Below are 14,625 nucleotides of genomic sequence, written 5' to 3' on the forward strand. Positions count from 1 at the left end.
AGCCAGGTAAGCCGAACACCTGCTCCAGCGTTATTCCGGAGCAAAAAACACGTACCGCAGCCCGGTTATAATGTGCTGGTGAAGGTCTGGCCGGTGCCGCCATAGTCATTGATGATTTGCCAGCTCAGACCGCCTCCTGCGCCATTCGCCGTCGGCAACGGGAAACTGGCGCTTGCCTGCGGCGCTACCATGGTGTTGCCGGTAATGGCGCGGCCATTCAGCTTCAAATTGAAAAAGGTGAGGTAGTAGGGTGAAGGGTTGGTCACCTGCAGACGATCGCCACTGCGCCGCCACGTCACTTTACCGGCCGCCTCCTCCAGATTGCCGGTGAGCCCCTGCGGGCGGTAAATCAACTTGATACGGGTCTTGATGGCGATTTGCAGGGTATTCTCTTTCTTTTCCACCGAGGGGATCGCCTTCACATTCAGCCAATACAGCGACTCTCTGTCCGTCGGTAAATTGCCGCCCGCACGTACCACGCGCAGCAGGTTATTTTGGCCGCCATCCAAGCGAAATAGCGGCGGTGTAATGATAAAAGGCGCTTTCGCGCTATCGCCTTCTTGCGCATCAACCCAGGATTGGATCAGATAAGGCATCGCATCCGGATTACTGATATTCAGAGCAGACTCTTTTTTGCCGCCGTCGTAGATCAGGCGCGTTCCCCCCACTACTACACCGGCCCGTACCGGAGTCCAAAGCGTCATCAGCAACGCCGCCGTCAGCACAAAGTATCCCGCTTTCATTCTCTTTCTTCCCGTTTCCATCACCGATGAATAAGAGCCAGAGAACACGCTCTCTGGCTCATTTTTCTAACTGTTCCGCCGCCGTAACGGCATGGCCTTACTGATAAACGATGGTGAAGTTGGCCGTAGCGTTGGCGCTACCGACGGAAACGTTGTCATAAGCGAAATAGCGCGCAACAAAGCCCAGAACGTTGTCTTTGTTCTCGGCCAGGGTATAGACGCGGGAATCGTTGCCGATATTTAACACGTTGCTGCCGTCGTCCAGCAGTTGCACGCCAATGCCGCCCGCGACCCCGGCGGTGCCAGCGCCGGTCAGTTGCAGCAGCCCGGACTGCCCCTGCACCTGAGTGCCGTCAAAACGCACGGTGGCGCCGGTGACGGTGGCCGGGCAATTTTTCAGCACCAGATTGAACGCCTTGGCGCCGGCGGTTTTAGACAGGGTGAACGCATCTTTGGCGATCTTGCCCAGAGCAACCTGCTTGTTTTTGGAATCCGCATCGACGGTGCAAGACTGATCGGTGATGGTGCCAGTAATATTCAGCGCGCCGTCGGCGGCAAATGCAGAAGTGGTAAATGCGGACGCGGTCAATATAGCTACAGCCAACAGATTCTTTTTCATCCTACTTTCCTTAAAATTATGCAAAATGTGCATGGGTTTATTTCCGACATATCCTTAATGTCATTCCTTTTATTTAGTTCCATGAATGGGAAACGTCTTAAGCCAAGTTGATTGATGGATTCTGGCTTATTCACCCAAACGATTCATTTTGAACTAAAGTGACTCCTTTGGATTTTTAAACCAATAAATAGACATTTGTCGGAATTTAAAACCAACCAATTGATGAATAACTGATAAATCAGACTAAAAAACCGAGGTGATAACGCAGTGATTTAAACTTGTGGGGTTTTGAGTAGGATTTTACTTAGATTGCCAGGGATGACACGGCATGCACAAAAAACACAACGCATTGTTTTTAAATGATATTTATCTTTATCCTGGAAAGAAGGCATGGGAATATTGACATTGTTTTTACGCGTCCTTACAGTATGTTTCAGTTTAGTTCAAAGTGACTCCTTAACGTTATTAACTTAAATCACACTTACCAAATTTCCTTGAAGCGCTGCGCATTGCTGGCAGTATAAATCACCGTATTCTGGATATTTCGGTGCCCGAGGTAATCCTGAATTAAACGGGTGTCGACACCGCGATCCGCCAATGCAAATCCGCAGCCATGCCGCAGCATGTGCGGGTGCGCATTGACCTCCAATTTAGCCACCTTGCTGTAATGGCGAATCAACCCGTAAATACGTTGACGCGACAGGCGGCCGCCGCGATTGGAAAGAAACAGCCACTCCTGATCTGCCCAGCGGTGCCGCTGACGTTTATCCAACCAGCGCCGCAAACATTGTCTTTCGCGCAGATAAAGCGGATGCACGGTGGAAAAACCATTTTTCAACCGATGCACATAGATATTACCGCCTTCCAGATCGATATCCGACAAACGCCATCCCCCTATTTCACTGGCGCGGCACCCATGAATAAAACACATATAAATCAAACAATAATCGCGTTCTGGATTCTTTCCATGCAGCGTGACCTCAAGCAGTCTCTCCACTTCAGAAGGCGTCAGATGTTTACGATTAGACATACAACCTCATTACTTTGATAGGAAAAATGTGGCTGTCATTTTCCTTTTACATCACCACAATGGACACTCAGGGCAGCCCCTGACATATGGATAGGTTCCTGCATCCAGCGCGGAGTATAACGGATTTGCCGAATGCGAACAGCGCGACAACCGTTATTCTCGCGGCCATCAATCGCCCCTGAGAATCGCTATCGTGAATAATCTGCGCAGCTTTCCGGCCGTATCATAAATAATGAGGCCGCACTGCCGCTATTTTCTTTAGCTTGCATTATCACTTACAAGCGCGATGTAGAGTGAGATTGATAAATTAACCGGCAAAACAAAGAATATTCCTAAAAAATATCGCCACATAATTAACACTCATCATTCATAACACCGCCAAAGGTTGAATAAAAAAACGCCATCTCTGGCCATATTAACCTGACGGATAAGCATTAATATTTATGGATATCGATAACTGAGTGAAGCAGGATGCGAAAAGAATGGAATGGACGTTACAACAGACGAAAAACCCAGGCCAGACACTAGCAAGCGATCGCCTGGGGGGATGAAATTATTGACGGGTTATCAGGTGGCACAATTCGCCGAGGGTCAATTCAGGATGCTCGATAAGCATTTCCGCAGTGAGCGTAATGCCGAATTCTCGCCGAACCAACAACATCAGCTCCATATAATCCAGGCTGTCCAGCCCAAGCTGCTGTAGCGGCATATCCGCCGACAGCAGCGTTCTCTCCAGCCCTCGGGCTTCATGCAACATGCCGCAAATCGTCTCATATAACCGATGATATTTTTCCATGCGTTCTACCGTTATTCATAGTGATTGCCAAATACCAGCGCCGCATTGGCGCCGCCGAAACCGAAACTGAGGCTCATGACATTACGCAGACGACCATGCCGATGTCCTTCGCGAATATAATCGAGATCGCATGCGGGATCGGCTTCGTGCAAATGGCAGGTCGCCGGCATCATTTGCTGCTGTAACGCTTGCAGGCAGACGATCGCCTCAAAGCTGCCGGATGCGCCAAGCAGGTGCCCGGTATAAGATTTCGTGCTGGAAATCGGTGTGCGATAGGCATCGCGCCCCAGCGCCGCCTTGATCGCCTCGGTTTCGTTCACGTCGTTTTGCAACGTAGACGTGCCATGCGCATTGATATAGTCGATTTCATGGCTGCCGAGCCCCGCCTGCTCCAAGGCCCGTCGTAGGGTTTTCACCTTGGCCTGAGGATCCTTCGACGGCGCGGTAAGATCAAAAGCGTCTGAAAAGTTGCCGTATCCTTTGATTTCGCCCAAAATCGTCGCACCGCGCGCTAAAGCCGCTTCCCGTTCCTCAAGGCATAATACGGCGGCCCCTTCCGCCAGGACGAAACCGTTGCGTTCCCGGCTAAACGGGCAACTGGCTTTGGTGATATCCTTTTGCTCCCGACTCAACAAACGCAACACATCCATATTCCAGATCGCGCCGTTGCCGCGCAGCGACTCCGAGGCGCCGGCCAGCATCATTGAAGCGCGGCCGCTGCGTATCACCTCAAACGCATCGCCAATCGCGATGCCGCCGGTCGCGCAGGCCGCCGCCGGCGAGCCTTGATAGCCCCGTAGCAACCAATGCTGGCCGCATATGGCGGTCGCGATATTCGGCATCGCGTGAAAACAGCCAAACAGCTGCCCCAGCCCGGATTGCAGATAGTCCGCATTGTTTTGCATGATCTCATCCTGGCCGCCCCAGCCACTGCCGATAATCGCTCCGCACTCCAACGACGAATAAAAGTGCGCGGGCCCAACAAAACTGGATGAAAACGCCATTTCGATCGCCTCCGTGGCGGCGGCAAGCGCCAGTCTGGCGAATCTGGGCAAGCGGCGGCTTACCCGCGCGGCAACGCCCTCCAGCGGCGGTTCGGCCTCCAACAAAGCAAAAAAGCGCGCGTGGATCCCCGCCGCCGATTTATCGTGATAACGATAGGCCAGACGGCTGGCCATGATAGCCTGCCAGCTTTGCTGCGCGTTGCCCCCCAGCGCGGTGACGGCACCGTAACCGGTAACCACTACGCGTCTTGTTTTCTCCATGCTTATTCTCCTTGCCCGGATGCGAAAGCCTCGTTGCCGCCCAGCGCCAGCCAGAGTTGCATCGTGGCGTTCAGATAGCGGAATTGCAGTGCCGACAGCGAATTCTCGCTGGCCAACACCGCCTCTTGCGCATCCAGCAGCGTTTGCAGCGCAACGGAACCAGCCTGATATTGATGTCGCGCCAACGCCACGGCTTGTCGACTCATCGCCAGATGCCACCGCTGATTGCCGATTTGCCGCTGTGCTTCCAGGCGTTGTCGCATGGCGTTGTCCACATCGGCCAGCGCACGGTAGACCGCATCGCGAAATTGAATCTCCGCCCGCTGCGCCTGCAACGCCGCTTTGTCGCTGGACAAGCGCATCTTGCGCCATTCGATAAACGGCAGCGTCAACGTGGCGCCCAGCGAGCGAGAAGGTTCACTGAACCACTGGCGGAAAAGTCCGCTGCCGGCATCCAACCCGGCCTCCAGGCTCAGCGCCGGATAAAAACTCAATCTTGCCGCCTCGGCACCGGCCAGCGCCGCTCTCAGACGGCGTTCTGCCGCCTGAACATCCGGCCGGCGCGCAATCACCCACGCCGGCTGACGCTGCGCGACAGCCACCTCTTCAAGCGGCAACGAACGCCGTTCGCTATAGCGCAGCAGCGGCGATCGCCCGAACAACAGTGCCAACGAGTTACGTGCATCTTCCCGCAGCCGCTCCAGCTCATGCAGCTGATTCTCTCGCGCCAACAAGCTTTGCTCCGCCTGCAACAGCTCGAATCGGCCAACGTCGCCGGCGGTGTGACGTGCCGCCACCAGCCGCAAAGTTTCACACGCGATCGCCAGCGCCTGTTGCTGATGGAGGACTTGCTGATTCAAGTCGGCAATCTGCCAGTACCCGCGCGCGGTAGCACCGATCAAGGTCAACGCGGTATTGCGCCGATCCAACTCCGAGGCGACGGCCAGCCATTCGGCCTGTTCGCGAATGCGCGCCAGCTTGCCCCATAAATCCAGTTCATAGCTCAGAGAAAGCCCTGCACGGTAGCTTTCCTGCGGCGTAGACGCGCCCCGCAACGCTCGGGTATTGCGGCCGCTCAGGCTGGCGGTGAAATCCGGCGTCAAGTTGCCCTCCGTTAATCCGGCCTCCAACATGGCCTCGCGCCACTGCAATCCGGCCAGCGCCAAATCCTGATTCGCGATCAGCACGCCATCGATCAGCGAGGAGAGTTGCGGATCATTGAAGTTTTCCCACCAGGCGACGCCCGCCCGCAGCGAACCGGAACGCTCATCGACCACGCGCCACTGCTGCGGCAGCGACGGCGGCGCCGTGGCGTCGATCGGCCGCCCTCCGCAGGCGCTCAGCGACAGCATCACCAGCCCGTAAACCCAAAGTCGGCTCATTCTCGCGCCAGCGCCTCCACCGGCTGCAGGCGCGCGGCGGTGCGAGCCGGAAAGAACCCGAACCCGACACCGATCAACGCCGAAAATCCGCAGGCCAGGAGCAACGGCGGCCAGGTAAAGATCATCGTCACCTGCGGCGCCAATCCGCTCAGAACCCCTTTGACCAGCGCGGCGCAGGCGATCCCCAACACGCCTCCCAAGCTGCAGATCACCACCGCCTCAATCAAAAACTGCCGCATAATGTCCTTCTCGGCGGCGCCCACCGCCATTCGAATACCGATCTCATGGGTCCGTTCCGTCACCGAGACCAGCATGATGTTCATCACCCCCACACCGCCCACCAGCAGCGAGATGGCGGCAATCGCGGTAATCAGCAGTTGCATGGAGCCTGAGGCGCGCTGAATGGATTGCGTCAGCTGATCGTCGGTCAACGTGAAGAAATCACGCCGCCCGTGTTCTACGATCAAACGCCGGGTCGCATCCCGCCCCGCCTCTTCCAGCGTCAGTTTTTCATTCACTCGCATCACAATGGATTCCAGCGGCATATCGCCGGCGATGCGGCCGGTCAGGGAGGTATAGGGCAGCCAGGCAAGCGGTTGAGAGCCGGCGTATTGAGCGCCGCGGCGCTGCGCGACGCCGATCACCCGATAAGGCACGCCCGCGATCAGCACTACCGCGCCTATAGGGTCTTGCCGGGAAGCAAACAGCGCCTGTTTCAGCAAGGGATCAATCACCGCTACCGGTGCGCGCTCACTCAGATCCTGCGCGGTAAACAGGCCGCCGGAAAGCAGGCGAATGCCCTGCGTGCGGAAATACCCTTCGCCGACGCCCATCACGGCAAGCGGCACCTGTTTGCCTTCGCGAACGGCCAGCAGTTGGGTGCCGATCACCGGCGAAACGCTGTCGACGTAAGGCAGCGCCGCCAATAATGCGGCATCCCGCTCGCTCAGCGAGCGCGCAAGGTCGGGCCGCGGTTTCTCCCACCCGAGGCCAGGGCGAATCTCCAGCGTGCTGGTGCCAAGCTGGCTGATTTCCTTGAGAATATTACGCCGCGTGCCTTCTCCGATGGCGATGGCGGAGACCACCGCCGCAATGCCGATAATGATGCCGAGCATCGATAGCAGTGCCCGGACCCGGTGCCCCAGCAATGCCCGCCAGGCCATGCCGACGGCCTCTTTCAACGCCGCGCCCGGCGCCATGCGTTTCAGCGGCGCCGCCAGCGGTCGCTCGAACGTAGAAAGATGTCGGGAGGCTTCATGGCGACGATCCGCCACGATCTCGCCGTCGCCGATCTCAATGATCCGCCGCGCCTGTTCGGCGATCCGCCGATCGTGTGTCACGATGACGACGGTATGCCCGATAGCGTTCAGCTCGTGCAAAATGGTCATCAACGCCTGACCGCTGGCGCTATCCAGCGCACCTGTCGGTTCGTCGGCCAAAATAATTTCCGCGCCGTTCATCAGGGCGCGAGCAATACTGACCCGCTGCTGTTGCCCACCGGAAAGCTGCGCCGGACGATGACCGCCGCGCTGCGCCAACCCGAGCCGGGCCAGCAAATGCGCTGCCCGCAGGCGGCGTTCGGCGGCCGGCATGGCGGTATACAACGCCGGGATCGCCACATTCTCACCGGCGGTCAGATAGGGCATCAGGTGATAGCGCTGGAAGATAAAGCCGATATGCCGGCTGCGAAGCTGCGCCAGGCGATCGGCGTCGGCTTGCCCAATAGCCACCCCGTTGATGTGCACGTCGCCCTGAGAAGGTTTGTCCAGACAGCCGATGATGTTCATCAACGTCGATTTCCCGGAACCGGAGGCGCCGACGATAGCGACCATTTCCCCCCGTTGAATGCTCAGGGAAATGCGCTTGAGGACCGCAATTTTCTGCTCCCCCGCCTGAAACTCGCGCGAGACGTTATCCAACGCAATGATGGGAGCGGTGCTAACTGACATCAGCGCCCTCCTCCACATCAGGCTGTTGCTCCAGCAGCACCTGCTCTCCTGCGTTCAGCCCTTCCAACACTTCGGCATAGCGGCGATCGCGGGTACCGATACGCACGCGGCGCACCACCGTTTGCCCGCCTTCCAACACCTTGACCTGATAGCTTCCTTCCTCCAATGCCGCGCCCAGCGCAGCCATCGGTACCCGCACCACCCCCTGTGCGCGTTCGGTCATGATGAATACCTGCGCCGTCATCGAGGTACGCAATCGACGCTCGCCGTTGGCGACGGCAAACACGCCGTTGTAATACACCGCCGCCGTTTGCTGGCTTGAATTCCTGCCCAGCGGGTCGGTTTCCAGCGCCTCCGCCGGCGCCTGCTGTATCGCGCCCATCGCTCCCTCATAGCGGCGGCGGGGATCGGCGGCGACGTAAAACCACAGCGGCTGCCCCGTCTTCACCTGCAAGATGTCATTTTCCGATATGCGGGTATGCACCATCATGGTATCCACGTCTGCCATCACCAAAATGGTCGGCGCGCTTTGCGACGAGACGATGGTTTGCCCTTCCTGGGTGACAATGCCCAGCACCTCGCCGTCGATTGGGGCGGTAATACGGGTAAAAGCCAGATTGGCCCTGGCGGTTTCCTGCGCCACTTCGGCCTGGACGATCTGCGACTCGTTCACTTTCAACTGCGCCAGTTGCGCGTCGTGCTGCGCCTGCGCTTTTTCCAAATCGCTGGCCACGCCGGCGCGGTCTCGCGCCAGCGCTCTTTGCCGCTTCAGCTCCAGCTGGTACTGCTTCAGCTGTGCCTGGCTCGCCAGTTTCTGCGCCTGCGCGCTGCGTAATTCAGCCTGTGACTTGCGCAGTTCGTTAAGCTGCAGCGTCGGATCGATCTCGGCCAACAGCTGCCCCTGGATCACCCTGTCACCCTGTTTGACATACAGTTTTTTCAACTGCCCGTTGACCTGCGCGCCCACGTTCACCTGCCGAAGCGGTTTCAGAATCCCGGTCGCCAACACGCTTTTTTCGATGTCACCGCGCTCAACGCGCGCCGTTTGCGGTGGTTGCATGTCAGGGGGCCGATTCAGCAACGACAGCCCGCCAAGCAACGCCGCCAAAACGACCATCGCCAACGCCACTCGCCGCCAGCGTCTCTTTCCGGGCACCTCACTCCACCTCTGCACAATCATTCATCCTGGCGTCGTCGGTGGATTCAGGCACGAGCCGCCCCTGCGACATGCGCAAGATCCGATCGAATAACGGCAACAGCCGCGGATTATGGGTGACCGTCACCAGGGTTTTACGGTTTTCACGGCAATGCGCCACCAGAGCCGACATCACCGCCGCCGCGGTCTTTTCATCCAGATTCGCCGTCGGTTCGTCCAGCACCAACACCGGGCAACGGCTGTACATGGCGCGCGCCAGCAACAGACGCTGCCGCTGCCCCAGCGACAGCCCGGCATGGCTCTCCCGCACCAGGGCGTTCACGCCCCCCGGCAGCTGCGCCACCGCGTCCGCCAGCCCCAAACTGCGCAACGCCTGTTCCACCTGCCGTTGCTGGCCCGGCGCAGACGGCGCGAACAGCGTGATGTTCTGCAACACCGAGGCGTTGAACAGAATGTCCTCCTGGCTTTGCAGGAAGAACAGCCGCTGCGCGGCGGCACTTGCCAGTACGCGCCCATCCAGCGTCAGCTCCCCCTGCTGCGGCGTCAGCAGGCAGGCGAGCACCTTCAGCAACGTGCTCTTGCCCGCGCCGGAACCGCCGCAAATGGCGATGCACTCACCCCGCTCCAGCGTCAGCGACAAATCGCGCAACACCGGTTGACCAGCGTCGTAAGCGAAGGCCACCCCCCGATACGCCAACCGCGCGTCAAAATGGCTCACGCTTTCGTCCGCAGACTGGGCCCGAGCGGATACCGCAGGAAACAGATCCCGCGCGCGTTCATCGATGACGTGCAGCTGGTTTTTCTGCAAAACGGCAAAAAAGATCTTGCTGCTGTACGAAGTAAAGATTTCGCGCAGAAAGCTGTAGGCGAAGAATGCCCCCAGACTGAGTTCGCCCTCCTTGAGCAGCGGCAACGCCAGCAGCATGAACAACACCATCTCCAGACTGCCGATCAGCTGGTAAATGCTGCCTTTTATCTGTTCATAGATCTTTTGCTGCTGCAGGCAATTGAACAGCGAGCGGGCATGTTCGGCGAACCCTTCCTGCCGCTGGCCAGCCAGGCCGGCTGATTTGATGGTCGAAAACCCCTGGATGGTTTCCAGGATGAAGTCATTTTGCACCGCGCCTCGCACCTGCAGCTGCTGGGTGTAATGCCGATCGCGGTAGATGGCCCATACGCTGACCGCCCCCATCAGCAGCACGCCGACAACCGGCACCAGCGCCAGCATCGGGCTCAGGTAGCACATCACCGCCAACGCGATGGCGCCGATGATCCAGTCGGTGCGCAGGCCGTTGTCCAGTTCGATTTTCTGGCCGGCGGCCATCTGCCAGCTGGTGAAACGGCTGAAGATCTCGCCGGGGGCGCGCTTGCTGAAGAAATTGAGTGAGTTTTCCAGCAGGCGAGAAAAACCGGCGGCGCCGTGCAACAACACGAAATTTTTGATGAAGCGTTCGGTGAGGGTGCGCGCAATCAGCGCCAACGCCGTGGACGCCACAAACGCCAGCAGATAATAGGCGTAGGGGAACGCGACCTCGCCGGCCATGGCGAACACCTGATTGATCGCGCTGGCGACCATCATCGGCATGATGAACAGCGTCAGTGAGATAAAAAACGTCATCGCCGCCAGGCGATAGATGCCGGCGATGCCGGCGGTATCCTTCAGGCTTAAGCTGGCGAAAGCGCTGCGGCGGTGGCTGCGCCGGGCCGGGACGGTGGCTGGCAAATCATCGCGATCCAGCACCAACGCATAACCGCTGATTTCCGCTTTCAGGGCGGCATACGGCAGCAGCTGCTGCCCCAACGCCGGGTTCATTACGCACACGTACCCCCCCTGGCGATACGCCAATAACACATAGTGGCCCGCGCCGTAATGCAAAATGGCCGGTAACGGCAGCGCCGCCAGATCCCGGTGCTCGAACGCCACCGGATAAGCCGGTAGCGCCAGCTCTCCCAAAATGGCGCACAGCGTCGCCAGCGAAGTGCCGTGCTGCGAAGCGGGATAACGCTCCCGCAGCTCCGTCAACGGTGCGCGAATGCCCTGAGTTTCCGCCAGCATGGCGATGCAGGCCAGCCCGCACTCATTGATTTCGCTCTGCAAGACCGGCGTAGGAAGGGTGTTTTCCATACGTTGTGATATCCCTGACTTATTCGTTAATAAAAAATAAAGAGTGCGAATGCCATAGCAACCAATCATCCGCATGCCGCCGGAGGGTTCGCTCGACGATCGCCGGCATGGCGCGGCCGACCCGATCTGCGGCGACAGGTTCTTCAATGTGAATGCGGATGCCGCGATCGAAATAAAGCGAATAGAACACCACCTGAGCCCGCAACGCCCGGGACAGCCGAACGATGCCGCTGTGCAAATGCGCCGGCCGGCCGAACAGATGGCAGGCCAGTTTGGCCGCCACATCCTGATTGCTGTGCAGGGTGTAATCCGGCGTGATGTCGGGGAAGAGGATGATGTTGCGCCGATGTTCCGCCGCTTCCAGCATCGCCTGCGACAGGGTGCCGGCGATGTGCCGCGGATCGTCGTGAATCGAGCAATAGTCGAGCCGCTGCCGCCATTCGTCTTCCGGCGATCGCCGCGCAAACGCCTGCACATCGCCGGAAACGATCACCGTGGCCCGCCCGGGATAAACGCCCGCGCCGACCAGCGTCGCCAACACGTCGGAGACCGTATGCATCGGCGCCAGCAGCACCGGCACGCCCGCGCGATGCAGCGGTTCCACGACCTGATCAAGCTGCGCGGAACAGTGCGCCAAATGGCTCATCAACGCCGCATTGCGGGCAGAGACCGCCGCCATGTCCAGCCACTGCCGCCGCTGCATCAACCAGGCGAAGTCCAGCTTGCCTTCACCCAACAGGCTTTGGCGGTTCGCCAGCGCTACCGCATGCCGGTGGCGAAAGCGGCGCTGCGGCCTGCTTCCCCTCAACCGCCGGCGCACCGCCAGCCACAGGCGATAGTCCACGCGCCGCAGCAGGGCACACGTCAGGCGGTTGCCCATCCCGGCACCGGCAGCCGATAAGCGGGCCATCGCGTCCAGGCCGTTGCGCCAGGCCAAATACCCCCGAACCGCGAGCAGGCGCATCAGAGGGCCAGTGGTTTATCGTGCTGCAACAGCGACAGCAACTGCCGGCTGAAAGCGGAAAACTCGCGATCTTGCAGCGCCAGCCATTTGCGATTGACGATAAAACTGGGAGTCGCGTTGATCTGGTAATAGCGGCTTACCGCCGTCATATGCGCCAACAACGCCTTGACCCGCTCTGACTCTCTGGCCTGCCGATAGGCAGCCTCATCGATACCGTTGGCCGTCAGCCAGGCGCTGAGCTGCTTGTCGTCCGCCAGGTTGAGGTTTTCTTTGATAATGGCGCGATAAGCGGCGGGGCGATGCTGTGCTTCGATCCCCATGATCGTCAGCGTGGCGAACAGGGGCGCAAAGGCCGCCATGCCGGCTTGACTGTCGTCACTGAGGTGCAAGCGCACCAATTTGGCGCCCGCCGGCAAACGTTTTTCCAGCTCTGCCACGCCGCTTTCGTTGACTTCACAATAGTGGCAGGCGTAAGAGAAGACTTCGACAATGGTATTATCGTCTTGCAACGGGCTTTGTTCGATTTTTTCCGGGGAGATAAAACTCAGGCTTTCCGCCTCCGCCGGTTGCATGACGTAATGTTGAAAATAAAATGCGGTCAAAAAAGAAGAGGCAAAAATAATAACGAGCGTGTAGCCGATAAAAAGCAAGGGACGTTTATACATAACGGACGCATCCTGCGTATATATTAATATTCACCCGGCAGAGTGAATACATGAAAAAGAGTTAATGCCGTAAATAATGAGAACGTAAGACGACTTTTTCGCCGGTATCAGGCGGGACAGCGCGAACGCTGCCCGCCTGCCCACCGCTAATCTAAATGCAGGGGGTCAACCCGCATCAGCTTGGCGTGGTTGGGTTAGACGGGCAGCTTGCTACCGGCGCCGGGTAATAAGACTTCTGTACGCCACCGAATTTGTTCGCACAGGTTTTCACCAGCTGGCAGGTGCGGTTGTTGCCGCTGCCCACCCAGGCAAATTCCTTGGTACAAACAAAAGTACCGCCGACGATGTTTTCCGCTTCTGACAGATTGATTTTTTTCATTACAATATCCTTATTTATATTAAAACATAAACACACTACCCATTACCCTGTCGGCAGACAGAGCAATCCTTCAATACATTTCAAAACTATTTAACCAATAACAATGAGAGCGCTTCGGGAAAAAGCATAGCCATCCCAAACGAGCAGATCAATACAATTATTTACACTGCAAGTTAAAGTTAATCGAATAAGTAACGCTCGATTACAGGACTATTCCAATTTAAATTTGACTAAAAACAAGAAAAGTAAACTAAACCCGGTTACAGCAAGAAAAATAAAAAAGGATAATTCTCAGTAAAATGAAAAAACAAATAAGAAAAATTCAGATCTGACCAGTTGGTGACGACGTGCGACACGCTGAAAAGATTGCTTCCTGCCGCGCCGGATTTACACTTGGACAAAAGGACTCTCACTCTACAGGATGCCTATGCTCGCCACCCACGAATACGCCAACGACCTGATTCTGTTCGCCCTGATCGTCGACTGCGGCTCGTTCAGCAAGGCCGCGGAGAGCGCCGGCATCACCAGCTCGGTGGTCAGTAAACGCATCGGGCGGCTGGAAAAATCGCTGGGCGCCCGTCTGCTGTACCGCACCACGCGCAGCCTGACGCTGACCGAAAGCGGCCAGGCGCTCTACCAGCAGGCCAAAGAGATCGGCGCCAAAGTGCAGGAGGCGCTGTACGCCGTCAGCGAAAAGAGCGAAGAGTTGACCGGCACCATTCGCATGTCGGTGCCGACCATTTCGGGCGAGCTGCTGCTGAGCGAGAGCGTGGCGGAATTTTGCGCTCTGCATCCCAGCCTGAAAGTCGAGATGCGGCTGGAAAACCGCTTTGCCGATCTGGTGGAAGAAGGCATCGATCTGGCGATCCGCACCGGCACCATGCCGGATTCGAGCCTGATTGCCCGGCCGATCTTCGATTCCCGCTGGGTGATCGTCTGCTCGCCGGGGTATCTGGAAAGCCACCCGGAACCGCGCTGCGCCGAAGACCTGCTCGGCCACAACTGCCTGACCTACACCTATCAGGAGAGCGGCACCGCCAACTGGCTGATGAAACGGCCGGGGCGCAACGACATCTACGAGCTGCAGGTTAACGGCAACCTGTCGGCCAACAATGCGCGGGCGATCCGCAAAGCGGTGATCGGCGGCCACGGCATCGCCATGGTGCCACGCTGCATGGTGTATGAAGATTTGCAGGACGGCAAACTGACGGAGATCCTGGCCGGCCACTGCGGCAAGGTATTGGGCATTTACGCCGTCTATCCTTACACCCGCAATCTGCCGTTAAAAACCCGTCTGCTGATCGAGCATATCATCGGTTCCTACCAAAATATCAGCCACTATTTTTGAATTTTCCTCGCTGATTATTTCCCCGCGGCCGCAAAAGGCCGCGGAGATTACGGCATTTTTGGACATAATCTATTGAACATTACCGCTTAATTAATGTGAGCCTGCGCATTCATCACACAATAACACTTTCTATCAATCTGATTTTTAAGCAGTTAATTCATCCCCGTCTACCGGCCAATTTCCCACCACCGGCGCCGTTCGCCG

General features: G+C 57.8%; 13 protein-coding genes. 1 reads left to right on the forward strand and 12 read right to left on the reverse strand.

Going from position 1 to position 14,625, the window contains the following annotated elements; translation table 11 throughout:
• Positions 1-65: 65 nt before the first annotated feature.
• The 12 genes from ACF8MC_RS13260 to ACF8MC_RS13315 form a co-directional block, all read right to left on the reverse strand.
• Positions 66-743 (reverse strand): molecular chaperone, encoded by a 678-nt coding sequence (locus tag ACF8MC_RS13260; protein WP_033635793.1) that lies wholly within the window; start codon positions 741-743, stop codon positions 66-68.
• A gap of 97 nt (positions 744-840) precedes the next feature.
• A complete protein-coding gene (locus ACF8MC_RS13265) occupies positions 841-1,362 on the reverse strand; it encodes a fimbrial protein (protein ID WP_033635794.1) in 522 nt (173 codons plus the stop codon).
• A 481-nt stretch (positions 1,363-1,843) separates the two neighbouring features.
• Positions 1,844-2,392, reverse strand: a complete 549-nt coding sequence (locus tag ACF8MC_RS13270; protein ID WP_033635795.1) for a tyrosine-type DNA invertase — start codon at positions 2,390-2,392, stop codon at positions 1,844-1,846.
• A gap of 553 nt (positions 2,393-2,945) precedes the next feature.
• Positions 2,946-3,188 carry an acyl carrier protein gene (locus ACF8MC_RS13275; RefSeq protein ID WP_033649480.1) on the reverse strand — a complete coding sequence of 81 codons (243 nt, stop codon included), beginning with the start codon at positions 3,186-3,188 and terminating at the stop codon, positions 2,946-2,948.
• Between the two features lie 11 nt (positions 3,189-3,199).
• A complete protein-coding gene (locus ACF8MC_RS13280; protein WP_164105285.1) occupies positions 3,200-4,453 on the reverse strand; it encodes a beta-ketoacyl-[acyl-carrier-protein] synthase family protein in 1,254 nt (417 codons plus the stop codon).
• Positions 4,454-4,455: 2 nt separating this feature from the next.
• Entirely contained in the window at positions 4,456-5,835 is a 1,380-nt protein-coding gene (locus ACF8MC_RS13285) for an efflux transporter outer membrane subunit (RefSeq protein ID WP_239506363.1), read from the reverse strand.
• Positions 5,832-7,784, reverse strand: coding sequence for an ABC transporter permease (locus ACF8MC_RS13290; protein ID WP_164105284.1), 1,953 nt, complete (start codon positions 7,782-7,784; stop codon positions 5,832-5,834). The genes ACF8MC_RS13285 and ACF8MC_RS13290 overlap by 4 nt, the downstream gene beginning before the upstream one ends.
• Positions 7,774-8,901, reverse strand: a complete 1,128-nt coding sequence (locus ACF8MC_RS13295) for an efflux RND transporter periplasmic adaptor subunit (RefSeq protein WP_392423539.1) — start codon at positions 8,899-8,901, stop codon at positions 7,774-7,776. The genes ACF8MC_RS13290 and ACF8MC_RS13295 overlap by 11 nt, the downstream gene beginning before the upstream one ends.
• Before the next feature lie 40 nt (positions 8,902-8,941).
• Positions 8,942-11,065 carry a peptidase domain-containing ABC transporter gene (locus ACF8MC_RS13300; protein WP_164105283.1) on the reverse strand — a complete coding sequence of 708 codons (2,124 nt, stop codon included), beginning with the start codon at positions 11,063-11,065 and terminating at the stop codon, positions 8,942-8,944.
• Positions 11,066-11,084: 19 nt separating this feature from the next.
• Complete coding sequence (locus ACF8MC_RS13305) at positions 11,085-12,029, reverse strand: hypothetical protein (protein WP_060446093.1); 945 nt, start codon at positions 12,027-12,029, stop codon at positions 11,085-11,087.
• Positions 12,029-12,694 (reverse strand): DsbA family protein, encoded by a 666-nt coding sequence (locus ACF8MC_RS13310; RefSeq protein ID WP_164105282.1) that lies wholly within the window; start codon positions 12,692-12,694, stop codon positions 12,029-12,031. Before ACF8MC_RS13310 ends, ACF8MC_RS13305 begins: the two co-directional genes overlap by 1 nt.
• A gap of 175 nt (positions 12,695-12,869) precedes the next feature.
• Positions 12,870-13,073: a DUF4762 family protein gene (locus ACF8MC_RS13315; RefSeq protein WP_033635804.1), complete on the reverse strand. Its 204-nt coding sequence runs from the start codon at positions 13,071-13,073 to the stop codon at positions 12,870-12,872.
• A 427-nt stretch (positions 13,074-13,500) separates the two neighbouring features.
• Here ACF8MC_RS13315 and ACF8MC_RS13320 point away from each other — a divergent pair, with 427 nt between their 5' ends.
• Positions 13,501-14,421, forward strand: a complete 921-nt coding sequence (locus tag ACF8MC_RS13320) for a LysR family transcriptional regulator (protein ID WP_033654085.1) — start codon at positions 13,501-13,503, stop codon at positions 14,419-14,421.
• The last annotated feature ends 204 nt before the right edge of the window (positions 14,422-14,625 follow it).

This window comes from Serratia sp. LACPHL-BACT-2024-00286, from assembly GCF_043109535.1.
Taxonomy (GTDB): domain Bacteria; phylum Pseudomonadota; class Gammaproteobacteria; order Enterobacterales; family Enterobacteriaceae; genus Serratia; species Serratia sarumanii.

Bases quoted from the DNA above. Each gene is read 5' to 3' on its own strand.
- ACF8MC_RS13260 (WP_033635793.1), bottom strand. From the start codon at position 743: ATGAAAGCGGGATACTTTGTGCTGACGGCGGCGTTGCTGATGACGCTT.
- ACF8MC_RS13265 (WP_033635794.1), bottom strand. From the start codon at position 1,362: ATGAAAAAGAATCTGTTGGCTGTAGCTATATTGACCGCGTCCGCATTT.
- ACF8MC_RS13270 (WP_033635795.1), bottom strand. From the start codon at position 2,392: ATGTCTAATCGTAAACATCTGACGCCTTCTGAAGTGGAGAGACTGCTT.
- ACF8MC_RS13275 (WP_033649480.1), bottom strand. From the start codon at position 3,188: ATGGAAAAATATCATCGGTTATATGAGACGATTTGCGGCATGTTGCAT.
- ACF8MC_RS13280 (WP_164105285.1), bottom strand. From the start codon at position 4,453: ATGGAGAAAACAAGACGCGTAGTGGTTACCGGTTACGGTGCCGTCACC.
- ACF8MC_RS13285 (WP_239506363.1), bottom strand. From the start codon at position 5,835: ATGAGCCGACTTTGGGTTTACGGGCTGGTGATGCTGTCGCTGAGCGCC.
- ACF8MC_RS13290 (WP_164105284.1), bottom strand. From the start codon at position 7,784: ATGTCAGTTAGCACCGCTCCCATCATTGCGTTGGATAACGTCTCGCGC.
- ACF8MC_RS13295 (WP_392423539.1), bottom strand. From the start codon at position 8,901: ATGGTCGTTTTGGCGGCGTTGCTTGGCGGGCTGTCGTTGCTGAATCGG.
- ACF8MC_RS13300 (WP_164105283.1), bottom strand. From the start codon at position 11,065: ATGGAAAACACCCTTCCTACGCCGGTCTTGCAGAGCGAAATCAATGAG.
- ACF8MC_RS13305 (WP_060446093.1), bottom strand. From the start codon at position 12,029: ATGCGCCTGCTCGCGGTTCGGGGGTATTTGGCCTGGCGCAACGGCCTG.
- ACF8MC_RS13310 (WP_164105282.1), bottom strand. From the start codon at position 12,694: ATGTATAAACGTCCCTTGCTTTTTATCGGCTACACGCTCGTTATTATT.
- ACF8MC_RS13315 (WP_033635804.1), bottom strand. From the start codon at position 13,073: ATGAAAAAAATCAATCTGTCAGAAGCGGAAAACATCGTCGGCGGTACT.
- ACF8MC_RS13320 (WP_033654085.1), top strand. From the start codon at position 13,501: ATGCTCGCCACCCACGAATACGCCAACGACCTGATTCTGTTCGCCCTG.